23 protein-coding genes are annotated in these 24880 nt (G+C 52.0%); 12 read left to right on the top strand and 11 right to left on the bottom strand.

Annotated features, from left to right (window positions below; genetic code table 11):
* Window positions 1-118: 118 nt before the first annotated feature.
* From hslU to B0D95_RS12015, 4 genes are all read right to left on the bottom strand, one after another.
* Window positions 119-1441, bottom strand: a complete 1323-nt coding sequence (hslU, locus tag B0D95_RS12030; RefSeq protein ID WP_078044110.1) for an ATP-dependent protease ATPase subunit HslU — start codon at window positions 1439-1441, stop codon at window positions 119-121.
* A gap of 155 nt (window positions 1442-1596) precedes the next feature.
* A complete protein-coding gene (gene hslV, locus B0D95_RS12025) occupies window positions 1597-2121 on the bottom strand; it encodes an ATP-dependent protease subunit HslV (RefSeq protein ID WP_078044109.1) in 525 nt (174 codons plus the stop codon).
* Between the two features lie 100 nt (window positions 2122-2221).
* Entirely contained in the window at window positions 2222-2776 is a 555-nt protein-coding gene (locus tag B0D95_RS12020; RefSeq protein ID WP_078044108.1) for an SPOR domain-containing protein, read from the bottom strand.
* 88 nt (window positions 2777-2864) lie between these two features.
* Complete coding sequence (locus tag B0D95_RS12015) at window positions 2865-5093, bottom strand: primosomal protein N' (protein WP_078044107.1); 2229 nt, start codon at window positions 5091-5093, stop codon at window positions 2865-2867.
* A gap of 287 nt (window positions 5094-5380) precedes the next feature.
* On the opposite strand from B0D95_RS12015, the gene B0D95_RS12010 reads away from it, so the two are divergent.
* The 3 genes from B0D95_RS12010 to B0D95_RS12000 all read left to right on the top strand — a co-directional run bounded on the left by B0D95_RS12010 (window position 5381) and on the right by B0D95_RS12000 (window position 6904).
* Window positions 5381-5668, top strand: coding sequence for a high-potential iron-sulfur protein (locus B0D95_RS12010; protein WP_244904553.1), 288 nt, complete (start codon window positions 5381-5383; stop codon window positions 5666-5668).
* A 173-nt stretch (window positions 5669-5841) separates the two neighbouring features.
* Entirely contained in the window at window positions 5842-6069 is a 228-nt protein-coding gene (gene rpmE / locus B0D95_RS12005) for a 50S ribosomal protein L31 (protein ID WP_078044106.1), read from the top strand.
* A gap of 4 nt (window positions 6070-6073) precedes the next feature.
* The gene (locus B0D95_RS12000; protein ID WP_078044105.1) at window positions 6074-6904 is read left to right on the top strand and encodes a thermonuclease family protein; all 831 of its coding nucleotides are present in this window, start codon (window positions 6074-6076) and stop codon (window positions 6902-6904) included.
* A 10-nt stretch (window positions 6905-6914) separates the two neighbouring features.
* Here the strand turns inward: B0D95_RS12000 and B0D95_RS11995 are convergent, their stop codons facing one another.
* Window positions 6915-9380, bottom strand: a complete 2466-nt coding sequence (locus tag B0D95_RS11995) for a penicillin-binding protein 1A (protein ID WP_078044104.1) — start codon at window positions 9378-9380, stop codon at window positions 6915-6917.
* A 103-nt stretch (window positions 9381-9483) separates the two neighbouring features.
* On the opposite strand from B0D95_RS11995, the gene B0D95_RS11990 reads away from it, so the two are divergent.
* From B0D95_RS11990 to B0D95_RS11955, 8 genes are all read left to right on the top strand, one after another.
* On the top strand, window positions 9484-10551 hold the full coding sequence (locus tag B0D95_RS11990; protein ID WP_078044103.1) for a pilus assembly protein PilM: 1068 nt from the start codon (window positions 9484-9486) through the stop codon (window positions 10549-10551).
* The gene (locus tag B0D95_RS11985; protein WP_078044102.1) at window positions 10551-11138 is read left to right on the top strand and encodes a PilN domain-containing protein; all 588 of its coding nucleotides are present in this window, start codon (window positions 10551-10553) and stop codon (window positions 11136-11138) included. The genes B0D95_RS11990 and B0D95_RS11985 overlap by 1 nt, the downstream gene beginning before the upstream one ends.
* Window positions 11138-11755, top strand: coding sequence for a type 4a pilus biogenesis protein PilO (locus B0D95_RS11980; RefSeq protein WP_078044101.1), 618 nt, complete (start codon window positions 11138-11140; stop codon window positions 11753-11755). The genes B0D95_RS11985 and B0D95_RS11980 overlap by 1 nt, the downstream gene beginning before the upstream one ends.
* Window positions 11752-12279: a pilus assembly protein PilP gene (locus B0D95_RS11975; RefSeq protein ID WP_078044100.1), complete on the top strand. Its 528-nt coding sequence runs from the start codon at window positions 11752-11754 to the stop codon at window positions 12277-12279. Before B0D95_RS11980 ends, B0D95_RS11975 begins: the two co-directional genes overlap by 4 nt.
* 6 nt (window positions 12280-12285) lie before the next feature.
* Window positions 12286-14466, top strand: coding sequence for a type IV pilus secretin PilQ (gene pilQ / locus B0D95_RS11970; RefSeq protein ID WP_371451897.1), 2181 nt, complete (start codon window positions 12286-12288; stop codon window positions 14464-14466).
* Window positions 14466-14981: a shikimate kinase AroK gene (gene aroK / locus B0D95_RS11965; RefSeq protein ID WP_078044099.1), complete on the top strand. Its 516-nt coding sequence runs from the start codon at window positions 14466-14468 to the stop codon at window positions 14979-14981. The genes pilQ and aroK overlap by 1 nt, the downstream gene beginning before the upstream one ends.
* 74 nt (window positions 14982-15055) lie before the next feature.
* The gene (gene aroB, locus B0D95_RS11960) at window positions 15056-16141 is read left to right on the top strand and encodes a 3-dehydroquinate synthase (protein ID WP_078044098.1); all 1086 of its coding nucleotides are present in this window, start codon (window positions 15056-15058) and stop codon (window positions 16139-16141) included.
* Between the two features lie 24 nt (window positions 16142-16165).
* Window positions 16166-17863, top strand: coding sequence for an AAA family ATPase (locus B0D95_RS11955; RefSeq protein ID WP_078044097.1), 1698 nt, complete (start codon window positions 16166-16168; stop codon window positions 17861-17863).
* Window positions 17864-17956: 93 nt separating this feature from the next.
* On the opposite strand, the gene gcvH is transcribed toward B0D95_RS11955, so the two are convergent.
* From gcvH to B0D95_RS11925, 6 genes are all read right to left on the bottom strand, one after another.
* Window positions 17957-18349, bottom strand: coding sequence for a glycine cleavage system protein GcvH (gene gcvH / locus B0D95_RS11950; RefSeq protein ID WP_078044096.1), 393 nt, complete (start codon window positions 18347-18349; stop codon window positions 17957-17959).
* Window positions 18350-18436: 87 nt separating this feature from the next.
* Window positions 18437-19525 (bottom strand): glycine cleavage system aminomethyltransferase GcvT, encoded by a 1089-nt coding sequence (gene gcvT, locus B0D95_RS11945; protein ID WP_078044095.1) that lies wholly within the window; start codon window positions 19523-19525, stop codon window positions 18437-18439.
* Between the two features lie 125 nt (window positions 19526-19650).
* Window positions 19651-20214 (bottom strand): YbhB/YbcL family Raf kinase inhibitor-like protein, encoded by a 564-nt coding sequence (locus B0D95_RS11940; RefSeq protein WP_078044094.1) that lies wholly within the window; start codon window positions 20212-20214, stop codon window positions 19651-19653.
* Between the two features lie 19 nt (window positions 20215-20233).
* Entirely contained in the window at window positions 20234-21268 is a 1035-nt protein-coding gene (locus B0D95_RS11935; RefSeq protein WP_078044093.1) for an FHA domain-containing protein, read from the bottom strand.
* Window positions 21265-22674: a serine protease gene (locus B0D95_RS11930; RefSeq protein ID WP_078044092.1), complete on the bottom strand. Its 1410-nt coding sequence runs from the start codon at window positions 22672-22674 to the stop codon at window positions 21265-21267. The genes B0D95_RS11935 and B0D95_RS11930 overlap by 4 nt, the downstream gene beginning before the upstream one ends.
* 211 nt (window positions 22675-22885) lie before the next feature.
* Window positions 22886-23593, bottom strand: coding sequence for a ComF family protein (locus B0D95_RS11925; protein WP_246841593.1), 708 nt, complete (start codon window positions 23591-23593; stop codon window positions 22886-22888).
* 171 nt (window positions 23594-23764) lie between these two features.
* On the opposite strand from B0D95_RS11925, the gene bioB reads away from it, so the two are divergent.
* Window positions 23765-24823, top strand: a complete 1059-nt coding sequence (gene bioB, locus B0D95_RS11920) for a biotin synthase BioB (protein ID WP_078044091.1) — start codon at window positions 23765-23767, stop codon at window positions 24821-24823.
* Window positions 24824-24880 lie beyond the last annotated feature (57 nt).

Raw genomic sequence — 24880 nt, 5'->3', positions numbered from 1 at the left:
GGAGTGATGAGATTCTACGCCATCTATTTTGTCAGGCAATTCACACTTGTCATAAAGTGAAAAATACACACCACAAAACAGAGGGGTAATTCTGTTTTGTGGTGTTGCCTGCTGATGCTTAGAGAATAAAGCGGCTGAGATCTTCGTTTTTGGCCAATTCACCCAAATGGCTTTCTACAAATGCGGCGTCAATCGTCACTGCATTGCTTCCATCGCCAGCCGTGAAGGAGACATCTTCCAGCAAGCGTTCCAAAATGGTGTGCAAGCGGCGCGCCCCAATATTTTCTGTGCGTTCATTCACTTCAAAAGCAGTTTCTGCAATGCGACGAATACCGTCGCTGGTGAAGTTGATAGTCACCCCTTCTGTTTTGAGCAATGCTTCTTGTTGCTCTGTGAGCGATGCTTTGGGCTCGGTCAGAATACGCTCAAAATCATCGGGTGTGAGTGCTTGTAATTCCACGCGGATTGGCAAGCGGCCTTGTAGTTCCGGGATCAAATCCGATGGCTTGCTCAGGTGGAATGCACCGGAGGTGATGAATAAAATGTGATCGGTTTTGATGGCGCCGTGTTTAGTGGTTACCGTGCAACCTTCAATCAACGGCAATAAATCGCGCTGCACACCTTCGCGCGATACATCCGCGCCGCTCACATTGCCGCGGCGCGCAACCTTGTCGATTTCGTCGATAAACACAATGCCGTTTTGCTCGGCGGCTTCAATCGCTTGCGCTTTAATATCTTCATCGCTCACCAGTTTTGCCGCCTCTTCATCTTGCAATTGTTTGAAGGCTTTTTTGACGGTGAGTTTTGCTTTTTTGGTTTTGTCGCGCCCGAGAGATGAAAACATGCTCTGCAATTGGCTGGTCATATCTTCCATGCCGGGGGGCGCCATAATTTCTACGCCAACACTGGTTGCGGCAATTTCAATCTCAATTTCTTTATCGTCCAGTTCGCCTTCGCGCAGTTTTTTGCGAAAAATCTGGCGCGTGCCCGACTCGTGTTTACTTTCCTCTGGCGAGAGATCCCGTGCGGGCGGTAAAAGCACATCGAGAATCCGCTCTTCCGCTGCTTCCGCTGCGCGATGCTGCACGGATTTCATGGCCTGCTCGCGGCGCATTTTAATCGCGACATCCACTAGGTCGCGAATAATGGATTCCACATCGCGACCCACATAACCCACTTCGGTAAATTTGGTGGCTTCCACTTTGATAAAGGGGGCGTTGGCGAGCTTGGCCAAGCGGCGTGCAATTTCTGTTTTGCCCACACCGGTTGGGCCGATCATCAAAATATTTTTTGGGGTAATTTCATTGCGCATATCGGCGGGCACTTGCATGCGGCGCCAGCGGTTGCGCAGTGCAATTGCCACAGCGCGTTTTGCGTCGGCCTGGCCGACAATGTGTTTATCTAATTCGTGCACGATTTCGCGCGGAGTCATGGAGGACATAACAAGCTCTTGTTTGCTTAATTCAATGGTAGCGGTTCTGGTGGCCTACCTCGTGCAGACTGTCGGAGACATGGATGTCGACGACAAGCCTACAAGGATGTATTCACGGCGGGTCTGAGCGAGGTAGGCCATCAGAACTGCGGATGTAGTTTTAATTAATAATCCAACACTTCAATGGTGTGAGTTTGATTGGTAAATACGCAGATATCCCCTGCAATTTTCAGCCCTTTTTCAACAATACTGCGGGCATCCAATGAGGTGTTATCGAGCAGTGCACGCGCGGCGGCCTGGGCGTAATTACCGCCGGAGCCAATAGCGATTAAATCGTCTTCGGGCTGAATGACATCGCCATTGCCAGTGATGATCAGAGAGGCATCTTTATCGGCGACGGCGAGCAATGCTTCGAGTCGTCGCAGGCTGCGATCCGTTCGCCAGTCTTTGGCGAGTTCAACGGCGGCGCGGGTGAGTTGGCCATTGTGTGCTTCCAGTTTTGCCTCAAAGCGCTCGAACAGGGTGAAGGCATCTGCAGTGCCGCCCGCGAATCCGGCCAATACCTGGTTTTTGTAGAGGCGACGCACTTTGCGCGCATTGCCTTTCATAACAGTGTTGCCCAGCGAAACCTGGCCATCACCACCGATAACCACTTGCCCGTCGCGGCGCACAGAGAGAATTGTAGTCACAGGACTTCCTTTAACAATTACAACGAAGAAGTCACAAACGTGGGGGCAGCAGCGCCTTTTTCAAGGCGCTCTATTGTTGATACCGGCGAAACCTGCCGAGTTATTTGGTTTTGGCGCGCTTCAGTACCAGCGCGTTGTATTGATTATTCACCAATTGACTGCGCGCCGTCGTCAACTCTGCCTGGGTGTTGAAGGGGCCGACTACCACTCGGTGCCATACCTCGCCCTTGCGGATTTCCACTTTTTCGATGCGCGCATCCAGGTTAATCATAATTAACTGGGCACGCAGCTTGTCAGCGTCATCGGCCTTGGGGAAAGAGCCAACCTGCAGTATGTATTCGGTTTTGTTTTGATCCGTTGCGGGCTTGTCGTCGTTGATGGTTTCGCTGGCCGGAACGATGGTCTCGCTCTCTTGCAGCAATTTATAGAAGTCAAACCGTGGCTTGGGTGTTTTGTTCTCTTCTACCTTGGGTTTTGGCGTCTCTTTGGGCGCGGGTGCCGTTGTCGGGTTTTTAATGAAGTAGAAACTGGCGGCAAATGCGCCCAATACCAGACCTGCAACAAAAAATAGCCAGCCCGGTGTTGGGCTGTTGTGGTTACTGGATGAACTGCGGCGCGCTGGCGCACGGCTTTTTTTGGCGAAGTCTCTACTCATGTAATTCGGGTATCAAGGTTGGCAAGGGTATAGCAGGGTGAGGGCGCGATTGTAAACGGCTTACCCTGATCAGTCACTACGCCTGGGGTTATGCCATCTCCTGCGGGTCGACATCCAACGACCATCGCACCTTGCTGGCCAGTGGGTGAGCCTCCAGTTGCAGCGCGAGTTGACCTAATAACAGCTGGAGCGATTTGCGCTGTGCCGCGCTGATCTGCAACTGGTAGCGGTAGCGGTCGCCACGCTTTTCCATCATAGCCGGTAAAGGGCCAAGGTAGCTGAGCAGCGGGCTCGGTGCTTGTATGGCCTCGGCCAACTGGCGTGCCTGTTGCAAAAAGGCTACTGCCACTTGCGCGTGTTTGCTCTCGGCGCGCAACAGCGCAAGGTGGCGAAAAGGCGGTAATTGGGTGATATGGCGCTCCTGCAAAATCAGCTCTGCCAGCGCGTGATAGCCCTGATAAACCAGCGTTTGCACCAGCGGGTGATCGGTGTGGTTGCTCTGCAGCAGCACGCGCCCCGGCTTTTCGGCACGTCCGGCGCGTCCGGCGACTTGTAACAGCAGTTGCCCCATGCGCTCCGGGCCGCGGAAATCGGTGCTGAACAGACCGGCATCGGCATCGATAATCACTACCAGTGTGACATTTTCAAAATGATGGCCTTTGGCGAGCATTTGGGTGCCGATCAAAATACAAGGCTCGCCGCTGTGCACATCGGCCAGCAATTTTTGCATGCTGTTTTTGTTGCGTGTGGAGTCGCGGTCTACGCGGATTACCTTGTAGTCAGGGAAGAGCTCTTGCAGCACCAGTTCGCTACGCTCGGTGCCTTGTCCCAGCGGGCGGATGTTGCTGCTGTTGCAGCTCGGGCAGCGTTTGGGCAGGGCGCGCTGGTGATCGCAGTGATGGCAGTGCAAATGGCGCGGTGTTTGATGCACTGTCATGCGTGCATCGCAGTGATTGCAGTTGGCGAGCCAGCCGCAGTCGTGGCATTCCAGTGCCGGCGCATAACCGCGGCGATTGAGGAAAACCAGTGCCTGATTACCCTTGCGTAAGTTATCCCCAATGGCCTCAATACTGGCTTGGGAAAAACCTTCGTGCAGAATTTCACCCCGTATATCCAGCAGTTGAATCTCTGGCGGTTTGGCCTTGCCTGCCCGAGCCTGCAAGCGCAAATGTTGGTAGCGGCCTTGATGAGCGTTGTGCAGGGTTTCCAGTGAGGGTGTGGCCGAGCCAAGAATCAGCGGAATATTCAAGCGATGGGCGCGCATGGCGGCCAAATCCCGTGCGGAGTAGCGAAAACCATCCTGCTGCTTGAAGGAGCCGTCATGCTCTTCATCAATAATGATAATCCCCGGCGCCTTGAGCGGCGTGAACAGTGCTGAGCGGGTGCCAATGATGATTCGCGCAATACCGGCGCGGGCTTGCAGCCAGGCATCCAGCCGTTCGCGGTCATTTAAACCTGAATGCAAAGCCACCACCGGCAAGTTAAAACGGCGCTGAAAACGTTGCAGCGTTTGTGGCGTCAGGCCAATTTCCGGTACCAAGACTAACGCTTGTTTACCTTTCTTGAGCGTTTCTTCTATCGCTTGCAGGTATATTTCCGTCTTGCCGCTACCGGTGGCGCCATCGAGCAAATAGGTTTTAAAGCGGTTGTAATCAATTTGATCAAACGCGGCTTGCTGCTCCTCGCTCAGGGTGAGTGAAGGCTCGCCCAGTAGTGGGCCTGTCGGTGGCGTGTAATCGGGGGCAAGGGTGATGATGTGAACCAGCCCTTTGTCGATAAGGGTTGTCGCAATGGTGCGTGGTATATCTAACTGTTCCAACTGGGCGCGAGTGAGATGGGGTTGGGTTTGCAGTGCCGCCAACAGCGCCGCTTGTTTGGGCGCACGCTTGAGGCCACCCACTGGCAGGCCTTTACCTTCGGTGGTCAGGGTGAATACCGCTTCACCGCGCAATTGTGCCGGATCGCCCTGGCGCAAAAGTACAGGCAAGGCCGTTTGCAAGGCTTCGCCGGCGGCACATTGGTAATAGTCGGCAGCCCACAGGCACAGGTCGAGTAACTCCTGATCTAGCGCGGGTTCGGTATCGATAACGGCCAGCGCGGCGCGCAACTTGTGGCTGGGTTGTTCGCTGGCGGTTTTAACGCGCAGCAGGACTCCCACCAGCTCTTGCCTGCCAAACGGCACGCGTATCAACACTCCCGGCAACAGGTTGGTTATTTGTTCAGGGGATATATCGACAGGTGGTAAATAGTCGAAATGGCGTCGCAGTGGGACGGGCAGGGCAATTTCGAGCAAGGCTGTGGGCGAAGTGGCGGTCATTGCAGTGGCTGGGTTAATCAAACGGGCGTCAAGAATAGCCTATATCGATGCTGGATTTCTGTCTTATCAGTCCTTGCTGCTGGGCTGATTTGTTTTTGGTGCCGTATATAAAGCCGGGAGCTAAAACAGCTGCTATAGATACATATCAATGTCAGCCTGCGACGATAAGGCTTAACTATCGCGCAGGGAGTGAGAGAGTCGTAATCATAAAGATGGTTATAACCATCTATAACAACCAGTAACAAACAACCGTGTCAGTTAATTAATAAACCCAAGAGGTGCAGTATATGAAACGCAGAGACTTTATGAAATTATCCGGCATTGGCGCCGGTTTGGCGCTGATTCCAGTAACCCAAATCGCCGTTGCGCAAGCGCCGGTACAGGTTACCCCCGCTGATCCACAAGCCAGTGCACTGGGTTATGTAGAGCAGAGCCCGAATGCAGGCAGCAATTGCGCCAATTGCGCCCAGGCCAAGGGCGATTTGAGCGCTGAATGGGTTGGTTGCAATATTTTCCCTGGCAAAGAAGTGAAAGCGGCTGGCTGGTGCAAAGTTTGGTCTCCTCGCCCGCAATAAGGTGATGTTTAGCCATTGCTGAGTGTTTTTTGTGCGAAACGGTTGTTTTCGGTTGCGTGCTACCGGTTTTCTGGTAGTATCGCCGCTCCTTGAAAACAGCCGTTTTTTTTAACCAATGTGCGGTGCCCGGCAAGCAGATCGGGTGGCGGCGCAGCTTACAGAAGGCATTCATCATGAAAGCAGATATTCATCCAAATTACGTTGAAGTTGCAGTAACTTGCAGCTGCGGCAACAGCTTCTCTACCCGTTCTACTTTGGGTAAAGCGCTCCATGTAGACGTATGTGGTTCTTGCCACCCTTTCTACACCGGTAAGCAAAAAATCGTTGATACCGGCGGCCGTATCGATCGCTTCACCAAGCGTTTTGGCAGCCGTATCGCGGGTGCAAAGAAAGAAGGTTAATACCTTGTTTCGTGCCTTAGTGGCGCCGCATAAAAAAACGCCGGGGATGAAAATTCCCGGCGTTTTTTTATGCCTGTTTTTATCCTTATCGTGTGTTGCTGATTGTGGTCACCCTGCGGGAACTTTGCTGAGTGTGGCGCGAGTGTCTGATGGCGATACGCTCAAGCTGGAGGATGGTCGCTCGGTAAGGGTGCTTGGAATCAATGCGCCGGAATTGGCTCGCGGTCAGGCGCCTGCGCAGCCGTTGGGGCGAGAGGCCAGAGCGGCGGCGCAGACATTTATCCAGCGCGCAGGCGGCAAGGTGCGTCTCGGATTTGAGCGTGAACGTACAGATCGCTATGGACGCTGGCTGGCTCATGTCTACGATTCGCGTGGCCGCAGTCTCGCCGCCGAACTGTTGCAGCAAGGTATGGGGTTGCAGATATCAGTACCGCCGAATGTAGCGCAGGAAACCTGTTTGCTGGCATTTGAGCGGCGCGCACAAGCGCGGGGTGTGGGTGTTTGGCGCAATCGCTATTGGAATGCCTATCCTGCCGAATCACTTGCTGTGCGCGATACCGGCTTTCGGTTGCTGCGCGGACGGGTGAGTCGCGTCGATGTCAATTCATCGGCGTGGCTGGAATTGGAGGGGAATTTGGTGGTGCGTATCGCCCAGCGGGATTGGGCGCAATTCGGTTTTAACAAACGTGATTGGCTTGCCTTGAAAGGGCAGCAAATTGATGTGCGCGGCTGGATTGTTGCGCGCAAAGCCTCGGCGACGGGAGGGCGACAGTTCAAGCCTCTGATGTTGCAATTGCGCTCACCTGCAGCTTTACAGGTGAGCGCATCGCGATGAGCCTGTCGTTTTAGAACAACTCTTCTGGCAGGGTAACCTGCTCAGTGCTTTCATTGCCTGCCGCCGATGTGCGGGCGGTGTCCTCGCCGAGGAATACCTCAAAAATAGCATCAGGATCACCTGGCATTGCGGGTTTGCCGGTGTCTGGATTGATTCGCACCGTCACTATGCCTTCTGGTTGACGAGGCAAGTGATCGGGTACACCTTCCAGTGCTGTGCGCATAAAATCAATCCAGATCGGCAGCGCTGCCGAGCTACCGAACTCGCGTTTGCCCAGCAGGGTATTTTGGTCAAACCCAACCCACACGGTAGTAACAATATTGGGATTGTAGCCTGAGAACCAGGTATCCCGAGGCCCATTGGTGGTGCCGGTTTTCCCTGCCAAATCCCTGCGTCCCAATTGTTTGGCCAGTCTGGCGGTGCCCTTATCAACCACATCGCGCAGCATGGAATCCATCAGATAGGCGATGCGTGCATCCACGATACGCGGCGCGCGCTCACTACTGTTCATGCTGGGCATGGCGGGCAGCTCGGAGCCATCGGCTGCATAGCTGACTTGTTTGCTATCGCATTCCTTGCAGACACGTTTGGGTTTGGCTTCATACACAACCCGGCCTTTATCATCTTCTATGCGAGTCACCAGATAGGGATCAATTTTGAACCCGCCGTTGGCAAAGGTGGCATAAGCGGTTGCTATTTGCATCGGGGTAAGGGCCGGTGTACCCAGGGCCAACGTCAGGTCGCGCGGGAACTCTTTGGCGTTGAAGCCAAAGCGAGCAAAACTGTCGAGTGCGGTTTGCATGCCAATGCTGCGCAGTAAACGAATGGATACCAGGTTGCGCGAGCGATAGAGTGCTTGGCGCAGACGCATTGGACCAACAAATTTGCCGTCATCATTCTCCGGGCGCCAAGCCACACCAGTGCTGGTGTTTTCAATAACAATAGGAGCGTCATTGATAATAGACGCAGGTGTAAAGCCATTTTCCAGTGCAGCGGTATAAAGAAATGGCTTGAAGCTTGAGCCCGGTTGGCGCATGCCTTGGGTGGCGCGGTTGTAATGGCTCTGATTGAAATCAAAACCGCCCACCAGCGAGCGAATGGCGCCATCCATTGGATCAAGTGATACCAGCGTCGCTTGAATCGCCGGAACCTGACTAAAGTTCCATTGATCGTCATCGTCTTTTGTGATGCGAATGACATCGCCGGTTTTAAGGAAATCTGTGGCTTTGGTGTAGGCTGGTCCGCGGCTGTCCTCAGTGATATAGGGACGAACATTGGATAAGCCCTGATCCCAATCCAGATCGATCAGTTCACCATTGCCCATCAATACACGGACCGCTTTTTCGGTCACCTTTACAACGGCTGCAGGCTCTTGTCCGCCAAGACTGGAAATGGTCTGCAATTCATCCAGCCAATCGGTTAAGTCGGCTTCTTCCGATGGTTTCAGGCGTCGCTCGGGGCCGCGATAGCCATGGCGCTGGTCATAGCCCAGCAAACCCTTGAGTACAGCGGCTTGGGCTGTTGCCTGCATGGCGCTATCGACGCTGGTATAGACCTTATAGCCTTCGCTGTAGGCTTTGTCGCCAAAACGATCCAACACTTCCTGGCGCGCCATCTCGGAAATATAAGGTGCTTGAACATCCAGTGTGGTGCCGTGATAGCTGGCAGTATTGGGTTCGTTAATCGCCGCCTCGTAAGTTTGGCGGTCAATATGGCCCAGCTCGTACATGCGCCCGATAATCCAGTCGCGGCGGATCATGGCGCGCTTCAAATTCGCCAGCGGGTTATAAGCAGAAGGCGCCTTGAGTACACCGACAATCATGGCGTATTGGGCGATGCTCAGCTCTTTCACATCCTTGCCATAATAGATCTGCGCTGCCGATTGGAGGCCGTAGGCGCGGTTGCCGAAGAACATCTTATTGTTGAACAGTTCCAGGATTTCCTCTTTAGTGAATTTCCTTTCAATTTCAAGGGATAAGAGGATTTCGTTAAACTTGCGTGAGAAGACTTGTTTGCGAGTGAGAAAGAAATCACGCGCCAACTGTTGAGTAATTGTACTTCCTCCCGATTGAATGGCGCCGGATTTCAGAATTTGTGAAGCGGCGCGCAACATGCCTTTTAGAGAAACTCCATGATGCTCGAAGAACTCTGCATCTTCTGCGGAGAGGAGAGCTTTTATATAGAGAGGAGGGATCTGATCGTAGGTCAGCGGAGTGCGACGCTGCTCTCCGAATTCACCGATAAGTTTGCCGTCACTTGAATAAACACGCAGTGGCGTCTGTAATTTGATTTCGCGCAACGTCTCTACCGGCGGTAGCTTGGGGCTTAGATAGAGATAGAGTCCGGTAAGTGTCACCAAAGTAACGCTAGTACCGGCCAGTAACAGCCAAAAAATAATGCCAAAGAAGGATTTTTTACTGAACATTTTTTCTATGTGAATTAATGAGTTAGCGAAGCCGCTGTAGGTGGCGGGCATTATACGGGCTTTTTGCCTGTTTACATATTCATCGGTTTGTTGCAGGCTTAAGTTAAAGTGCTATAACATAAACAACGTCTAAGTTACGGATATAGATAGAAAAATGGGCATTTTAAGTTTCCTAGAAAAGAAGGCAAAGCCGGTGATTGGTCTGGATATCAGCTCAACCTCGGTTAAATTGCTTGAACTCAATCGCGTAGGCGACCGCTATCGCGTAGAGTCCTATACCGTAAAAGCGCTTCCCCCTAATGCAGTGGTGGAGAAAAACATTGCAGACCCGGCCGCTGTGGCCGAGGTCATTCGCTCAATGGTCAAACAGTCCAAAACCAAACTCAAGCACGCGGCCGTTGCCGTTGCCGGGTCGGCAGTCATCACCAAAATGATTGATATGCCCATGGATTTGAATGACGATGCGATGGAAAGCCAAATTGCGGCCGAGGCCGATCAATATATTCCCTTCCCTCTTGAAGAGGTCATGCTCGACTTTGAAGTTCAGGGCATCTCTCCTCGCAATCCTGACCAGGTTGAAGTGCTGTTGGCTGCTTGCCGCCGTGAAAACGTCGATGTGCGCCAACAGGTTCTGAACGATGCAGACCTTATCGCTGAGAAAATCGATATTGAAGCTTACTGTATGGAGCGCGCTTTCGAGCTTATTGCTGAACAGTTGGAGGATCAGGAAGGGCAGGTCGTAGCGATTATCGATATAGGTGCAACCATGACAACACTCAGCGTGTTAGTCGATGGCAAAACGGTGTACACCCGCGAGCAGCTATTTGGTGGGCGCCAACTGACCGAAGAGATCCAGCGCCGTTACGGTCTATCACGTGAAGAAGCCGGTCTCGCCAAAAAACAAGGTGGGCTCCCTGATGATTATGAAATGGAGGTCCTGGCGCCTTTCAAAGATGCGGTAGTTCAGCAGGTAACCCGTTCACTCCAATTCTTTTTCTCTGCAAGCCAGTACAACGATGTTGACTACATCATCCTTGCTGGTGGTGTTGCTTCTTTAGAGGGGTTGGTCGGATTGATCGAAGAAAAACTGGGCACACAGACCGTAGTTGCTAACCCCTTTGCCAGAATGTCTGTCTCCTCCAGAGTGAATGCTGTTTCTCTTGCTAATGATGCCCCCGCGTTGATGATTGTCACCGGATTGGCAATGAGGAGTTTTGACTAATGGCCAAAATTAACTTATTGCCTTGGCGTCAGGTTTATCGCGAAGAGAAGAAACGGGAATTCATCGGCATTATCGTTGCTGTAGTTGTGGTTGCTTTGTTGGGGGCTTATTTCTGGGTATCCAGCGTACAGTCGGCAATAGAAAATCAAAATGCTCGTAATCAATTATTGCAGCGTGAAATTGCCAAGTTGGATGCGCAAGTCAAAGAAATCAGCGAGATCAAAAAAGTTCGCGATGACCTTTTAGCGCGGATAAAAGTCATTACTGATCTTGAAGGCACGCGTCCCGTTATTGTTCGCTATTTTGATGAGATGGCAAGGGCTATTCCTGATGGAGTGTGGCTGACCAAAATAGAGCGTAAGGACAAGATTGTTACTATTGAGGGTGTTGCTGAATCATACAACCGTATTGCTAGTTTTCTGCGAAACCTCGAGGCGTCTGATTGGTATGCGTCACATAATTTGATTTCGGTTGATGCAGCACCGAGCGAAGGTGATGATGCGAGCATCTTCAAGATGACAGTGGAGACATCTGCACCAGTTGATCCTCTTGCCGAAAACGCCCAGTCAGCGGGAGGCGCCAAATAATGTCATTTCAGGAAACACTGGAACAACTTAAAGAATTCGATGTTAATAATATCGACTTTGATAAGGCGGGGGTTTGGCCTTGGCCTGCAAAAGTATTTGTATGTTTACTGCTCGCATGTCTGATTTTCGCTGGCACTTATTATTTAAAAATCAGCGATCTTCATATGCAGCTTGATTCTGTTGTCGCTCAGGAAGCAACACTGAAAACTACATTTGAGCGGCGTAGTTTTGAAGCAGCAAATCTTGATGCCTATAAGGCGCAGATGGAGGAAATGAAGGTAACTTTTGATTCTCTGCTTTCGCGATTGCCTGCAAAAACTGAGGTTCCGGGTTTATTAGAAGATGTTGGTACTCGTGCTGGTGAGAGCGGGTTAACTAATATCAATATTAACTTTAAACCTGATGTTGTGGCTGAATATTATATTGAAGTTCCAATCGATATTAGTGTTGATGGCGGATACCACGATATGGGTGGATTTGTCAGTGGTGTCGCTGGAATGCCTCGTATTGTTACTTTGCATGATTTTTCTATTAGTTCATCTAAGGAAAGTAAAACCCTGAACATGAAAATTGTGGCAAAAACCTATCGCTACAAATCGCAGGAGGCTACTAAATGAAAAAGCCTTTGCTGCTAACTGCCCCGTTATTAAGTGCTCTTTTGCTAGCTGGCTGTGGACAATCTTCCCATCAGGATTTGACGGACTTTATGGAAGAGGCGAAGCGAAGACCAAAAGGACAAATTGAGCCGCTACCAACATTTAGCCCCTATCAGCCATTTGCTTATAGTGCAATGACCCTGCGCAGTCCGTTTGAAAAACCAATACCGGTAGACGAAACGGCGGCGAAAGGCGGCAGGACAGTTGTGCCTGACTTTAATAGAGAGAAAGAGTTTCTAGAGCGCTTCAATGTTACCGCGCTCAAAATGGTAGGTACTATAGAAAAGGCTGGGAAGTTGTGGGCTCTGATTGATAATGGAGAGCGCGATGTCGTGCCGGTCACTGTTGGTAATTATCTCGGATTGAATCACGGCAAGATTATTACAACTAGTCCATCGCAGATCGAGGTTATGGAAATCGTCGGTGATGGGTCAAATGGTTGGGTTGAACGTCCCAGAATTATTAAATTAGAAGAGAAGGAATAAGCGGACATGCGTGCTCTATTCACTCCGGGGTTGAATATGCGTAAATTTTTACTGGTCTTGACTGGTGTGCTGATTGCTCCCTTGTCATTAGCAAATACATTAACCGATATAGGTTTTTTTCAATTACCTGGCGAGCGCTTCGAAGTTCGTATGGCATTTGACTCACCACCACAAAATCCACAGGGATATACCATTGAGAAGCCAGCGCGCATAGTGCTCGATTTTCCCGATGCGATCAGTGCCCTCAAAGAGCGTCGTTTCCCGTTGGCGGTAGATAATGGGCAAAGCGCAATGGTCTTGACCAGTGAAGGACGTACGCGATTAATTTTGAATCTCAATGCATTGGCTTCGTATACGACTCGTACAGATGGCAATAATTTTATTGTCGAGGTTGGTGCCGCTAAGGCGGCAGATGCGAAACAGGCGATTCGCCCGTCTGTTGAAGTTGCGCAAAAAGCCGGAATAAAAGATGATCCTGTTGCAAATCAAAATAGGATTACCAATGTTGATTTCCGCCGCGGTACAGCAGGCGAGGGGCGCATTATTGTTTCTTTGTCCAACCCCAAGGTATCTGCCGATATGGTGGGAACGGGGGCGGGTGTTCGTTTAACATTTAAAGATGTGTGGCTCCCGCCAGAGCTGCGTCGTCGTTTGGACGTGGTTGATTTTGCCACACCAGTATCCTTGGTTAGTGCAGCTCAGGAAGGTGAAAGCTCGGTCCTGAATATTTCTGCGGGCGGCGATTTTGATTATTTGGCTTATCAAACAGACAAAGAATATGTTGTCAGTATCAAGCCATTAACCGAGCAAGAAAAACTGGAGAAGAAGAAAGATTTTGAATATACCGGTGAAAAACTGTCTCTTGATTTTCAGGATATTGAAGTTCGTGCGGTGCTGCAAATCATTGCTGATTTTACCGACTTAAACCTGGTTGCCAGTGATACAGTTCAGGGTCGCATTACATTGCGCTTACAAAATGTACCTTGGGATCAAGCCTTGGAAATGGTATTGAAAAACAAGGGGCTGGATAAGCGTCAGGTCGGAAATGTATTGATGGTTGCGCCTGCAGCTGAGATAGCCGAACGTGAACGCCAGGAAATTACCACCAAAAAGCAACTGGAAGAATTGGCGCCTTTGCGTACGGAATACATTCGTGTGCGCTACGCTAATGCAAAAGAAATGTTTGAGCTGTTTCGTGGCGACTCTGGTGGGAGTGGTTCAGGTGGAACTGGCGGCGGCAGAGGGGGCAACCAATCAACAGGCAGTGTTTTGTCGGAGCGTGGACAAGGTGTTGTGGATGAGCGCACCAACTCGATTATTATCACTGATACTGCCGAACGCATAGAAGCCTTTAAGCGTTTGGTCGACCAAATTGATATTCCAATTCGTCAGGTGATGATTGAGGCAAGAGTTGTTATTGCTAATACAGACTTCCAGCGTGAGTTGGGCGTTCGCTGGGGTGGGATTGGTTACAATGAAAAGAGAGGTGAGCGTATCATCGACTTCGCTGGTTCACGAGATGGGCTTGATGATACCGGCGGTACCAGTCCACGTGATTGGTTTGTCTCCGATCCTGCGGAGGGTAAATCATTTGATTTGAATGAGGCTAACGTTGTTGATTTGGCTGTTGCAAATCCATACGCCAGCGCTGCCATTGGAATATTGACCGACAACACCTATCTGGATTTGGAGTTGAGCGCGCTGGAAAACTCAGGTTATGCGGAAATTGTGTCGCAACCCAAAGTTATCACCAGTGATAAACAATTGGCCATTATTAAAACGGGTAAGGAAATTGGTTATCAGGAAACAGCGCCTAGTGGTGGTACAACAACGGGATTCCGTGAGGCGGTGCTGAAGTTGGAAGTGACTCCACAGATTACACCTGATAATCGCATCATTATGGATTTGATTGTTTGGAAAGACTCTATTGGGCAAAATACACCTTCCGGTGTCCCTACTGTTGACATCACTCGATTGGAAACCAAGGTGCTGGTAAATAATGGGCAAACGGTTGTTCTGGGTGGTGTTTTCTCCTTGGAAGGTACCAAGGGCGAAAACAAGGTTCCGGTATTAGGTGATATTCCCTACTTGGGGCGCCTGTTTAAGAAAACTATCGATAATCAATTTAAAACCGAGCTATTGATTTTTGTTACTCCAAAGCTGATGTCGGATACCTTGTCAAACTAATGCAAAAAACAAATGTGTTTCTGATCGGCCCCATGGGGGCCGGTAAATCGACCATCGGCCGCCTTTTGGCGGCCGAGCTTAATTTGAGCTTTCGCGATAGCGATCGTGTGATTGAAGAACGTACCGGCGCCGATATTCCATGGATATTTGATATGGAAGGCGAAGAGGGGTTTCGCGAGCGTGAAACGGCAGTGCTTCAGGAGCTTGCCGGAGAGCAACATGCAGTGATTGCTACGGGAGGTGGAATTGTATTGCGGGATTACAATCGCCAGCTTATGAAACAGTCAGGTTTTGTATGTTATTTGACTGCCTCTATCGATCAGTTGGTTGAGCGTACTGCCCGTGATAAAAAGCGACCTCTTTTACAAGTGGAAAATCCACGCCAAAAAATTATTGACCTACTCGCGTTGCGCGATCCCATGTACAGGGATGCCGCTGATTTTATCGTGAATACCGACCGTCGCTCGCCTAAAACGGTCGCCCAGGAAATTGCATCTCTCGTACAAGGGGCTTAGGCCCCTTTTTTATTTTACGCAATGCTTTGTGATAAAGTGCAAGCCTCTTTATTGTTTTGCCCAAGGCGAGTTTTATGCAGGTTTTAACCGTTAATTTGGATGATCGCAGCTACCCGATTTATATCGGTGAAGCATTGTTGTCGCAGCCGGAGCTACTGACAAAGCATATTCGTGGACGTCAGGTGTGTGTGGTAACCAATGAAAGGGTTGCTCCCCTTTATCTGGATAAGCTCTGTGAGTCGCTGTCAGCCTATCAGGTGAGCCGTGTGATATTACCTGATGGCGAAAGCCACAAAACGTTGGATGTGTGGGCCAGTATCTTCGATACGCTGCTGAGCGAGCGACATAATCGCACCACAACATTAATTGCCCTGGGTGGCGGTGTTGTGGGTGATATGACCGGCTTTGCTGCTGCGTGTTATCAGCGCGGCGTTGATTTTATTCAAATACCCACAACCCTGTTGTCAATGGTCGACTCCTCTGTCGGCGGTAAAACCGGCGTGAATCATCCGCTTGGCAAAAATATGATTGGGGCTTTTTATCAGCCACAATGTGTTTTGGCTGATATTTCGTTGTTGGCCAGTTTGCCTCCGCGCGAACTCTCTGCCGGTATTGCCGAAATTATCAAATATGGCTTGATTGCCGATTATGATTTTTTTGTGTGGCTGGAAAATAATATTGATGCGTTGATGCGCGGTGATGTGCCTGCTTTGAGTTATGCCGTACAGCGGTCATGTGAAAATAAGGCCGATGTTGTGGCCCAAGATGAGCGCGAAGGTGGTTTACGTGCAATCTTAAACTTGGGTCATACCTTTGGTCATGCGATAGAGACGGCGCAAGGTTATGGCAATTGGTTGCATGGTGAAGCTGTGGGCGCTGGTATGGCGATGGCGGCTGATCTGTCCTGGCGACGCGGCGCCATTAGCGCTGAAGAACTACAGCGAACGCTCGATTTATTAACACGCGCGAACCTGCCAACCAAGGCGCCAGCGGATATGACGCCTGCACAGTTTATGGAGCTAATGGGCGTCGATAAAAAAGTGCTCGATGGTCGTTTGCGTTTGGTGTTGCTGGAGGCCATGGGCAAAGCCATTACTACCAGTGAAATTGATTTGGCAATGTTGCAGCAGACGTTTGATGCCTGCAAAGCAGATACATAATTGGCGTCGTGAGAGGTTTTGAAGATGACTGGAGACTCTCCTTTGCGAGCCCAACCCGATAGCCGCCTGCTTGACCAACCTGCGGGGCAACAAGGTTATTTGTTTGATCTGCCGGATACCGCTGCGGATGAACAATTGTTGGCGGATTATCGCCAGCGTTATGGTTTGTCGGAAGATCCCTTTGCACAAGATTATTCGTTTCCACTGTTTACCGGTGCGGGACGGCGTCAACTGCTTGATCAGTTATTACACCTGTGTCAATTCAGTAATAGTGTGCTGGTGGTATTGGGCGACGCGGGTGTAGGCAAAACCCGCACTGCACACGCTTTTATGGACTCTTTGTCCGATCAGGATCAAATCTGTTTTTTGAGTTTGCAGTCAAGCCAAAGCCTTGAACAGGTGTTAACGGCGATTGTGCAGACCTTTGGTATCAATGCCGGCCCCTTGCCGTCGGCCGAAAACCTGTTGACGGCGATTGAAGCGTTTATTGCGGAAGAGGCGTTGGTTGACGAAGAGGGTTTGGCGGTTGTGGTGGTAGATAACGCCCAATTGCTGGATGATCAAACCCTCACCGTGCTCTCCGCACTGCTCAATAACTTCCCCCAGCAAAATCGCCTGCATTTGGCCTTGTTTGCGGAGCCGTCGTTCATGCGCCGGCTTGAACGTGCCAGCCCGGAAACACTGCTGATCAATGATTTTTATTTGCAACCCTTCGGGCTTGCCGAAGCCGTGGATTATCTCAACTTTCGCATGGAAATGGCGGATTACCTCGGGCCGGAAATCTTTACCGAGTCAGTTGTCGATCCTTGGTGGCGTCAAGCCCAAGGGCAGCTGGGCATACTGCACGAGTGCGCGCAGGAGCGACTGCTGGAATCGGTAACGCCAAAAAGCGTATTCCAGAAGCGTGCACTGCCAGTAGCACACATTATTGCCATTTCACTGCTCATCGCGGTGGTGGGTGTGGTGTTTCTGTATATGGGTGATGATGATAAACCCAAGCCTGCTGTTGCTGTAGTGCCAGCCCTTGCGCCAGTCGCGAATCAAGCGGTGAGTAGCAGTGCTTTGGAGTTGACCTCGACAAGTACTCCGGTGCAGCCATTGTTGCAGACCCTGCCTCAGCCCCAGCAGCCTAATCAGATAGCCGCACAAGCTCAGGCACAGCAGGCTGCTCAGAATACCTCCACAGCGCAAATGGCTACTGCGCAACAGACCAGTGAGTTTGCGCGTGAAGAGGTAGTGCCGCTGGCGCAATTACCAACAACGCCAGTGAAAAAACCGGATGCGCAGGCCAGTTCATCAGTGACGGCTACAGCGCAACCGACAACTGCTGTTCAGCCGGTTGAGACACCCAAGCCCGTGGTGGTTGAGGCGGCGCCCAAACCTGCGGTGACGACGGAGAAAAAACCACTGGCGACAACTGCCAGCCCGCAGGAGCGCAACATATTGGCGTGGTCGGCAGCGGAGTACACGGTACAACTGTTGGGGGTGAGTAATCGTAAGGCGGCGCTGGACTACATGGCTGCACAGCCCAATAAATCCGAACTCTTGATGTTTAAAAGTAAACGTCAGGGTAAGGATTGGTTTGTGGTGATCACCGGGCGTTTTTCCAGTTCTGCCGAGGCGCGTCAGGCGATCAGTCGTTTACCGGCAGGTCAGCGCGATGCAGGCCCCTGGCCGCGGGATGTCAAAACTATCCAGGCGGAAATCAAATCGGCCTTGTGATGAGCTGACCGGTTAGCCGCCCATAATGGGCAAATAAAAAACGCGGCGAGAGAGCCGCGTTTTTTATGGATCGTTTGGCGAGAGAGCCTTGGCTTAGTCTTCGCTTTCGATCAGCTCGCGGTATTCCGCTGCATCCAGTGCTTCGTCCAGTTCCGCCAAATCATCAGGCTTAACGCGGAAGAACCAGCCGTCGTCATAAGGTGAGCTGTTGACGGTTTCTGGCGCGTCTTGCAGTGCTTCGTTTACTGCAACCACTTCGCCGGAGACCAGTGAATAAATGTCGGAAGCGGCTTTTACCGACTCCACAACACCCGCTTCTTCACCGATGGCGACGCGTGAGCCCACTTCCGGGGTTTCCACATAAACCACATCCCCCAAGGCGTCCTGAGCGTGATCGGTAATACCGATTGTCACTGTGCCGTCCTCTTCAACGCGGGCCCATTCGTGGCTGCTAAGGTATTTCAGTTCTTTGCGAATATCGCTCATGGTTGTATTCCTGTGAAAATTTTTTAACGTTGTTCGATGTTAGTGTCGATGCTGCTTTGTTTCAAACCGGTATTGCGAATGACTATCTCAGAGTAGCGCCTTGCCGTGACGCACAAAATTAGGGGCGACCACTTCAACGGTTACTTGCTTGCCGCGCATGTCTACCTGGCAGTGGCTGCCGATAGCAGCGGGCACGCGTGCCAGAGCAATAGAATAGCCCAAGCTGGGTGAAAATGTGCCACTGGTAATTACGCCTTTTTCGTCGCAGCCGTCGACTGTGACCAACTGCTCGGCGCGCAATACGCCGCGTTCGCGCAGTACCAGTCCAACCAGTTTGTGGCTATTCCCGGCTGCTTTTTGCGCTTCCAATACCGCGCGACCAATAAAGTTGCGGCTTGTTGGTTGCCATGCAATGGTCCAGCCCATATTGGCTGCCAGGGGTGACACGGTTTCATCCATTTCATGGCCGTAGAGATTCATGCCCGCTTCAAGGCGCAGGGTATCGCGTGCACCCAAACCACAAGGGGCGACGCCTGCATCGGCCAGTGCTTGCCAGAAGGCGGGAGCCTCGGTGTTGGGCAGCATGATTTCCAAACCGTCTTCACCGGTATAACCGGTGCGGCCAATAAACCAGCCGCCAGCGGGCAGGCCCTGGAAAACCGTCAGGCTGGCAATCAGCGCTGCATGTTCACTGCTTACCAGGGATGACGCAATGCGAATCGCATCCGGGCCCTGTACGGCGATCATCGCTAACTCGGGGCGTTCGGTAATGGTGACAGTAAAATCAGCGGCGACGCTATTCATCCAGGCCAGATCTTTTTCGCGTGTACTGCAATTCACGACAACGCGATACCAATCCCCCATGTTGTATACGATCAGGTCATCGATCACGCCACCCTCGTGGTTGAGCATGCCGCTGTAGAGCGCTTTGCCCTGGTGGCCATCAAGTTTGGCGACATCATTGGCAAGCAAATATTGCAGATAGGCCTTGGCTTGGCTGCCGGTGACATCGACCACCGTCATGTGCGACACATCAAACATGCCTGCTGTTTGACGCACCTTGTGATGCTCTTCGATTTGCGAACCGTAGTGCAGCGGCATGTCCCAGCCGCCAAAGTCCACCAATTTACCGCCCATGGCTTGATGGGTGGCGTAGAGAGCGGTTTTATTGCCCATGGGATTTACCTGCAAATGGAGGGAGTTGAGAAAGGCGCGCATTTTAGGCGCGTGCTGCCATGCTGTCCAACGACTTAACGCCGGTGCACCATAAAGCACCGGCGTTTCTCTGCGTTATTGCGGGATTAGCGGCCGTAGTAAGCGGTAAAGCTGGTTTGACCAATGCGATTGGCGTTAATCATATAACCGACAAGTGCCGCCGTGGCACCTTCGGGGATTTCCAGCTTGTCGGTGCTGAGCGCGTGCAGGGTGAATATATAGCGATGGGGTTTATCGCCCACTGGCGGGCAGGCGCCACCAAAACCAGTGCTGCCAAAATCAGTGCGGCCCTGTTCGGTGCCTGCGGGCAGGTTTTTGCCATCCACTGTACCGGCACCGGCGGCAATTTTAGTGGTGCTGGCGGGAATGTTGTAGGCCACCCAATGCCACCAGCCTGAACCCGTCGGGGCATCGGGGTCGTAAACGGTCAGGGCAAAACTTTTGGTGCCTGCGGGTGCATTGCTCCATACCAGTTCGGGTGAAATATTCTTGCCGGTACAACCAAAGCCGTTAAACACTTGATCCGCCGTGAGGGTGGAATTTGGCTTGATGCTAGGACTGGATAATTGGAAATCCGCGGCCATAGCGGTGCTGATAAACAGGCTGCCGGCGATTCCCAGCGCGGTATGCAATAAAGCCTTCTTGATCATGGTTATCTCCTGTAAAACATCATGGTTGGCTGGAACTGTTGGCGTCGATACTGGCGCCAGCACTGGATGTGGCCACACTGCTGCTTGTGGTGACAGTCTCATCTTTATCGGTCGTGTCTTTGCGGTTGCCGTCCACTTGTGTTTGTAGCGCGTTGATATCCGCCATAAATTCTCCAAGGCTGATATCGCTGCTAATACGCAGTGCAGGCGGATAGAGTTGACTGAGGTACAGGGCATCGCCCAAGTGATTGGTGGCTTGGTATTGTTTGGTCATGGAGATGCCAGAGCCGACCAATGCCAGTGCCAGCAGGTACAGTTTCAACCGCCCCGGGCGCTTATTACCCGCTGTGCGCATGTGGAAGTAAAGCGTTGTGGCGCTGATGAAAATCAGCGGGTGCACAGTGAAATGTGCCAGCGTTTCCCAGCTAAAGGCGTAGGCGAGCATGCTGCTGAGGTAGTCCCACAGCTCCAGCCCGGTCAGGCCGAGGCTGACAATAAAGAGATGGCGACCAAAGCGCGCCTGACCATTAAAGAGCTTGCTAAAGACCGCCCAGAAACCGCTCCAGCCCAAGGCAAAGCCCACAACGCTCACCAATTCCAGCAGGTATTTGCTCAGGGTGCCCTGATTCAAATCGCTCAGCCAGGTGGTCAGTAAGCCCATGGTCACCAGTAGCACCAACCCGGCAAGGGCGGGCAGCACACCTTCCCAACGGTGATTGGTGAAATCGGTTTGTTCGGCGGCGACCTGGTAATCCGGCGTGCGAATACGCAAGCGGGTGTGCCCCAGGCGATAGATAGCATCGCCATCCACCACAAAAAAGCCCTGACGGCTATTGGCGCGAGTGATGCCGTTAAAACTGTCCAGATCGCTGATGATCAGCTCATCCAGTTGGTTGTGTTCAATCCTGGCGTGATGCGCGGCCGTGTGAGGGTCATCGAGAATGATGTCATTGTCATAGGCACGGCCAATGCGAATCGGCAATTGGGTCAGTTTGTGGCGATGAATGACTTCGCCATCGGGAGTCAGTTGTTCAACAAACACTAAGTGGTTCATTGTGCCGCCTCCCCGTCGTTACTGGCGGCGGGCTTGTCCTGCCCGGTGCGACGATCTATCCCCTGAAGAAACTGCTCGATCAGGCGAGTGCCATTGGCATAGGACACGCCCTGAATATTAATCATGCTTTGCAAACTCATCTGGCTGTCATCGGTACTGGCGGTAATCAGGGTAAAGTCGTAGAGGTCTTTGAATTTGTGATAGGCCTCGGCGCACACCAGTGCGCGCAGTGAGATGGCATTGTGCGCTACAAAACTCTCGGTGCAGGCGGCAGGCGTAATCGTGTCACTTTTGGCGGTGCTGTAGACCTGGCTGCCAAACATCTTGCTGGTCAATTGGGCAAATTGCAGGCTGTTGAGTTTGCGGTTGCGCGCATACTGGTGGCGCATGGTCACATGGCCGGTTTGTAAATCGCCGGAGACAAAAATCGCCGCTTCCATGGAGCAATTAATACTGGCGACGGTATAGGCCTTTTTGGATGAGCTGTCGGAGTTGCCCCAGCAGCGCACCTGATCGGATTCACGCACCGGCACCGCATAGGGGCCGAGTTGCTTGATGCTAAAGGGCTTGTCGAGCAGGGTATCTACCATCACCGCCTGATGTTGCAGCAACTGTTCTCCAATAATCGGTTTGAAGTCGGTAGGTGGCGTCATATCGCTGCTGACTCGCGCCAGCAATTGCTGCACGTAAATCGCAGGCACCAGAAAGCTGACCAGTTCGCCATCGCGGCGATGGGCAACATTCACGCCAGCAACCTGACCATCGGCCGTGACATTGGGGCCACCACTCATGCCCGGGTTTACCGGGCCGGTAAACATGAGTTGATCGGAAAAGCCGCGCGCGCTGATGCCGTTATAAGTCCCTTCAGAAATGGTAAAGCCCAAATCCAGCGGGTTGCCCAGGGAGTAAAGTTTCTCGCCCTGGCTTAAGGATTCCAACGCGGGTTGTTGCGCGTCACCCAGAGTGTGAGGCACGGTAAAGAAACCGGTACCTTGGCGCGCAATGCGCACTATCGCCAGATCGTGCAATACATCCACCGCGAGCAGTTCGATGGCACCGCTTTTCCCTTGGGTATCTTTGTATTCGCCAAAATAGGTGTCTGGTTCCAGAGCGATCTGGGAGACCACATGGAAATTGGTCACCACCAAATTAGAGGTGCCAATTAAAAACCCCGAACCGACGGACGATTGGCTGTTGCCATTTTTGAGCAGAACACGCAATTGCAGCAGATCCTGTTGTGCCGAAGCGTATAACTGCTGTGCCGTCGATGACGGCTGGGACACTGCGGATGCTGCTGTGGGTGCGCTATCGATGGGGGGATTGGCTGACAACTGCGCCAGCACAGGGAAACTGATGCAGCCAACCAACGACAGGGCGCAGGCTAGCAGGCGGTGCGGAATATTCATGAAAGTCCTTAAAGTTATCGGCCAATGGTGATGCTTCAATTGGTCGCATGAGGTAATAGCGAACGCGGTGTTAATCAATGACAACGCAATTCCTGAATAGTAGCGGCAATTTATCGCCCCCGATAGAAATAAGAGGCAGGATTTATTGTTGCGTTACATATCCCCAAGGATTTACGCTGCACTCTGCTCGCGGGTTCACTTTGCCGCCGCTTTAGCGATCCGGTGTGCGCGCCAAAGCCCAAATATCCACCCGCGCTGCGCCTGCTTTGATGAGCAGGTCACTCAGGCAGCGCGCCGTTGCTGTGGTGGTAACTACATCATCCACCAGTGCCACATGGGCACCGTGCACTAGCGGCCGGTATTTGGCGGCAATGCTAAAGGCGCGGCGCAAATTGCCCAAACGTTCACGTCGGCTCAGGCCTTTTTGTGAATGGCCATGCTGCTGGCGCCGCAAGGCATTAACCAGTGGCAAGCCCAAGCTCCGGGCGATAGGGGCGGCCAGCAGTTCACTTTGATTAAATCCGCGTTGCCAGCGTTTGCGCCAGTGCATGGGTACAGGTACGACCAGATCCGGCCGCTCGGCCTGTTGGCAGTGCTGTAGCAGCAAACGCGCAAGCTGCTTACCGCTGGCCAATTGCCGTCGGTATTTGAATTGATGGATCAAAAAGTCGAGCGGATGGCTATAGCTATAGGGAATGACGCAGGTCGTAAATGCAGGCGACTGGCGTACACAATGGCCGCACAGAGGTGCATCGCTAGCGAGTGGAATACTACATTGTGTGCAGCGCCAGGGGTATTGATCCAGTCGTGGTAGTGATCGCTCACATTCGCTGCACAGGCCGTGGCTATTGGCTTGGCCGCACAAGAGGCAGGGCTGGGGTAGCAGTCGATGGAGGGCTTGATTGAGTCGGTGCCACATACATAATCCTTATTGTGTGGTGATGGTAGTTGCTCCTTGTGCAGTTATTGTCGATAGCCGCGGAGGCTTTGTCAAAGAAAGTAGTAAACCAAAAATTTTTTTTCGGTTGACAGCTTTTGCCTCTCGGTTAAGATGCGATTATCTGTTTCCTGAACCTATGGACGCCATTGTATGAATGCCAGCTTTGCTCCCACCCTTCGCCACGACTGGACTCGCGCTGAAATCCTCGCCCTGTTTGACCTGCCGTTTAGCGACCTGATGTTCCAGGCGCAAAGTGTGCATCGCGCTTACTTCAACCCTAACGAAGTGCAAGTCAGCACTCTCTGCTCAATTAAAACCGGCGCCTGCCCGGAAGACTGCGCTTATTGCCCGCAGTCGGCCCGTTACGATACTGGCCTTGAGCGCGAAAAACTGATGGCAGTGGAAAAGGTCATTGAGGAAGCCAAAGCGGCCAAAGCCTCCGGCGCGACCCGTTTCTGCATGGGGGCTGCCTGGCGTTCGCCTAAGAACAAAGATATGCCCTACGTCACCACCATGGTGAAAGGCGTTAAAGAGTTGGGTCTGGAAACCTGTATGACCTTGGGGATGCTCGACGAAACCCAGGCGCAAGAACTGGCTGATGCCGGTCTCGACTATTACAACCACAATCTGGATACCTCGCCCGAATACTACGGCGAAATCATCACTACCCGCACCTATCAGGATCGCTTGGAAACCCTCGCCAATGTGCGCAAAGCCGGTATGAAAGTCTGCTGTGGCGGTATCGTCGGTATGGGTGAAGAGGCCAGCGATCGCGCAGGTTTGTTGCAACAGTTGGCAAACATGGCGGATCACCCCGAATCAGTGCCAATTAATATGCTGGTGAAAGTCGGTGGCACCCCCTTGGAAAATGAAGCAGATCTGGACCCGCTCGACTTTATTCGCACCATCGCTGTGGCGCGCATTCTTATGCCCAAATCCCACGTGCGCCTGTCAGCCGGTCGCGAGCAGATGAATGAACAAACTCAGGCCATGGCATTCCTCGCTGGCGCCAACTCGATTTTCTACGGCGAAAAATTGCTGACCACGCCCAACCCGGAAGCCAATAAAGACATGCAATTATTCAAAAAGCTCGGCATTAAACCCGAAGCCTACGAAGTGCATGAAGATGAAAGCGAGCAGGAAGCGGCCATTGTGAATAAGCTGCAAGAAGCTGCACTGGATTCGATGTTTTATAACGCGGCCAAATAATACTTCTGTCTCTCCTTGATTGATCAATACGGCGGGTTGCTGCGCTAACCCGCCCTA

The organism is Cellvibrio sp. PSBB023 (assembly GCF_002007605.1).
GTDB lineage: Bacteria > Pseudomonadota > Gammaproteobacteria > Pseudomonadales > Cellvibrionaceae > Cellvibrio.
This window is presented reverse-complemented; position numbering and strand designations above follow the sequence as displayed.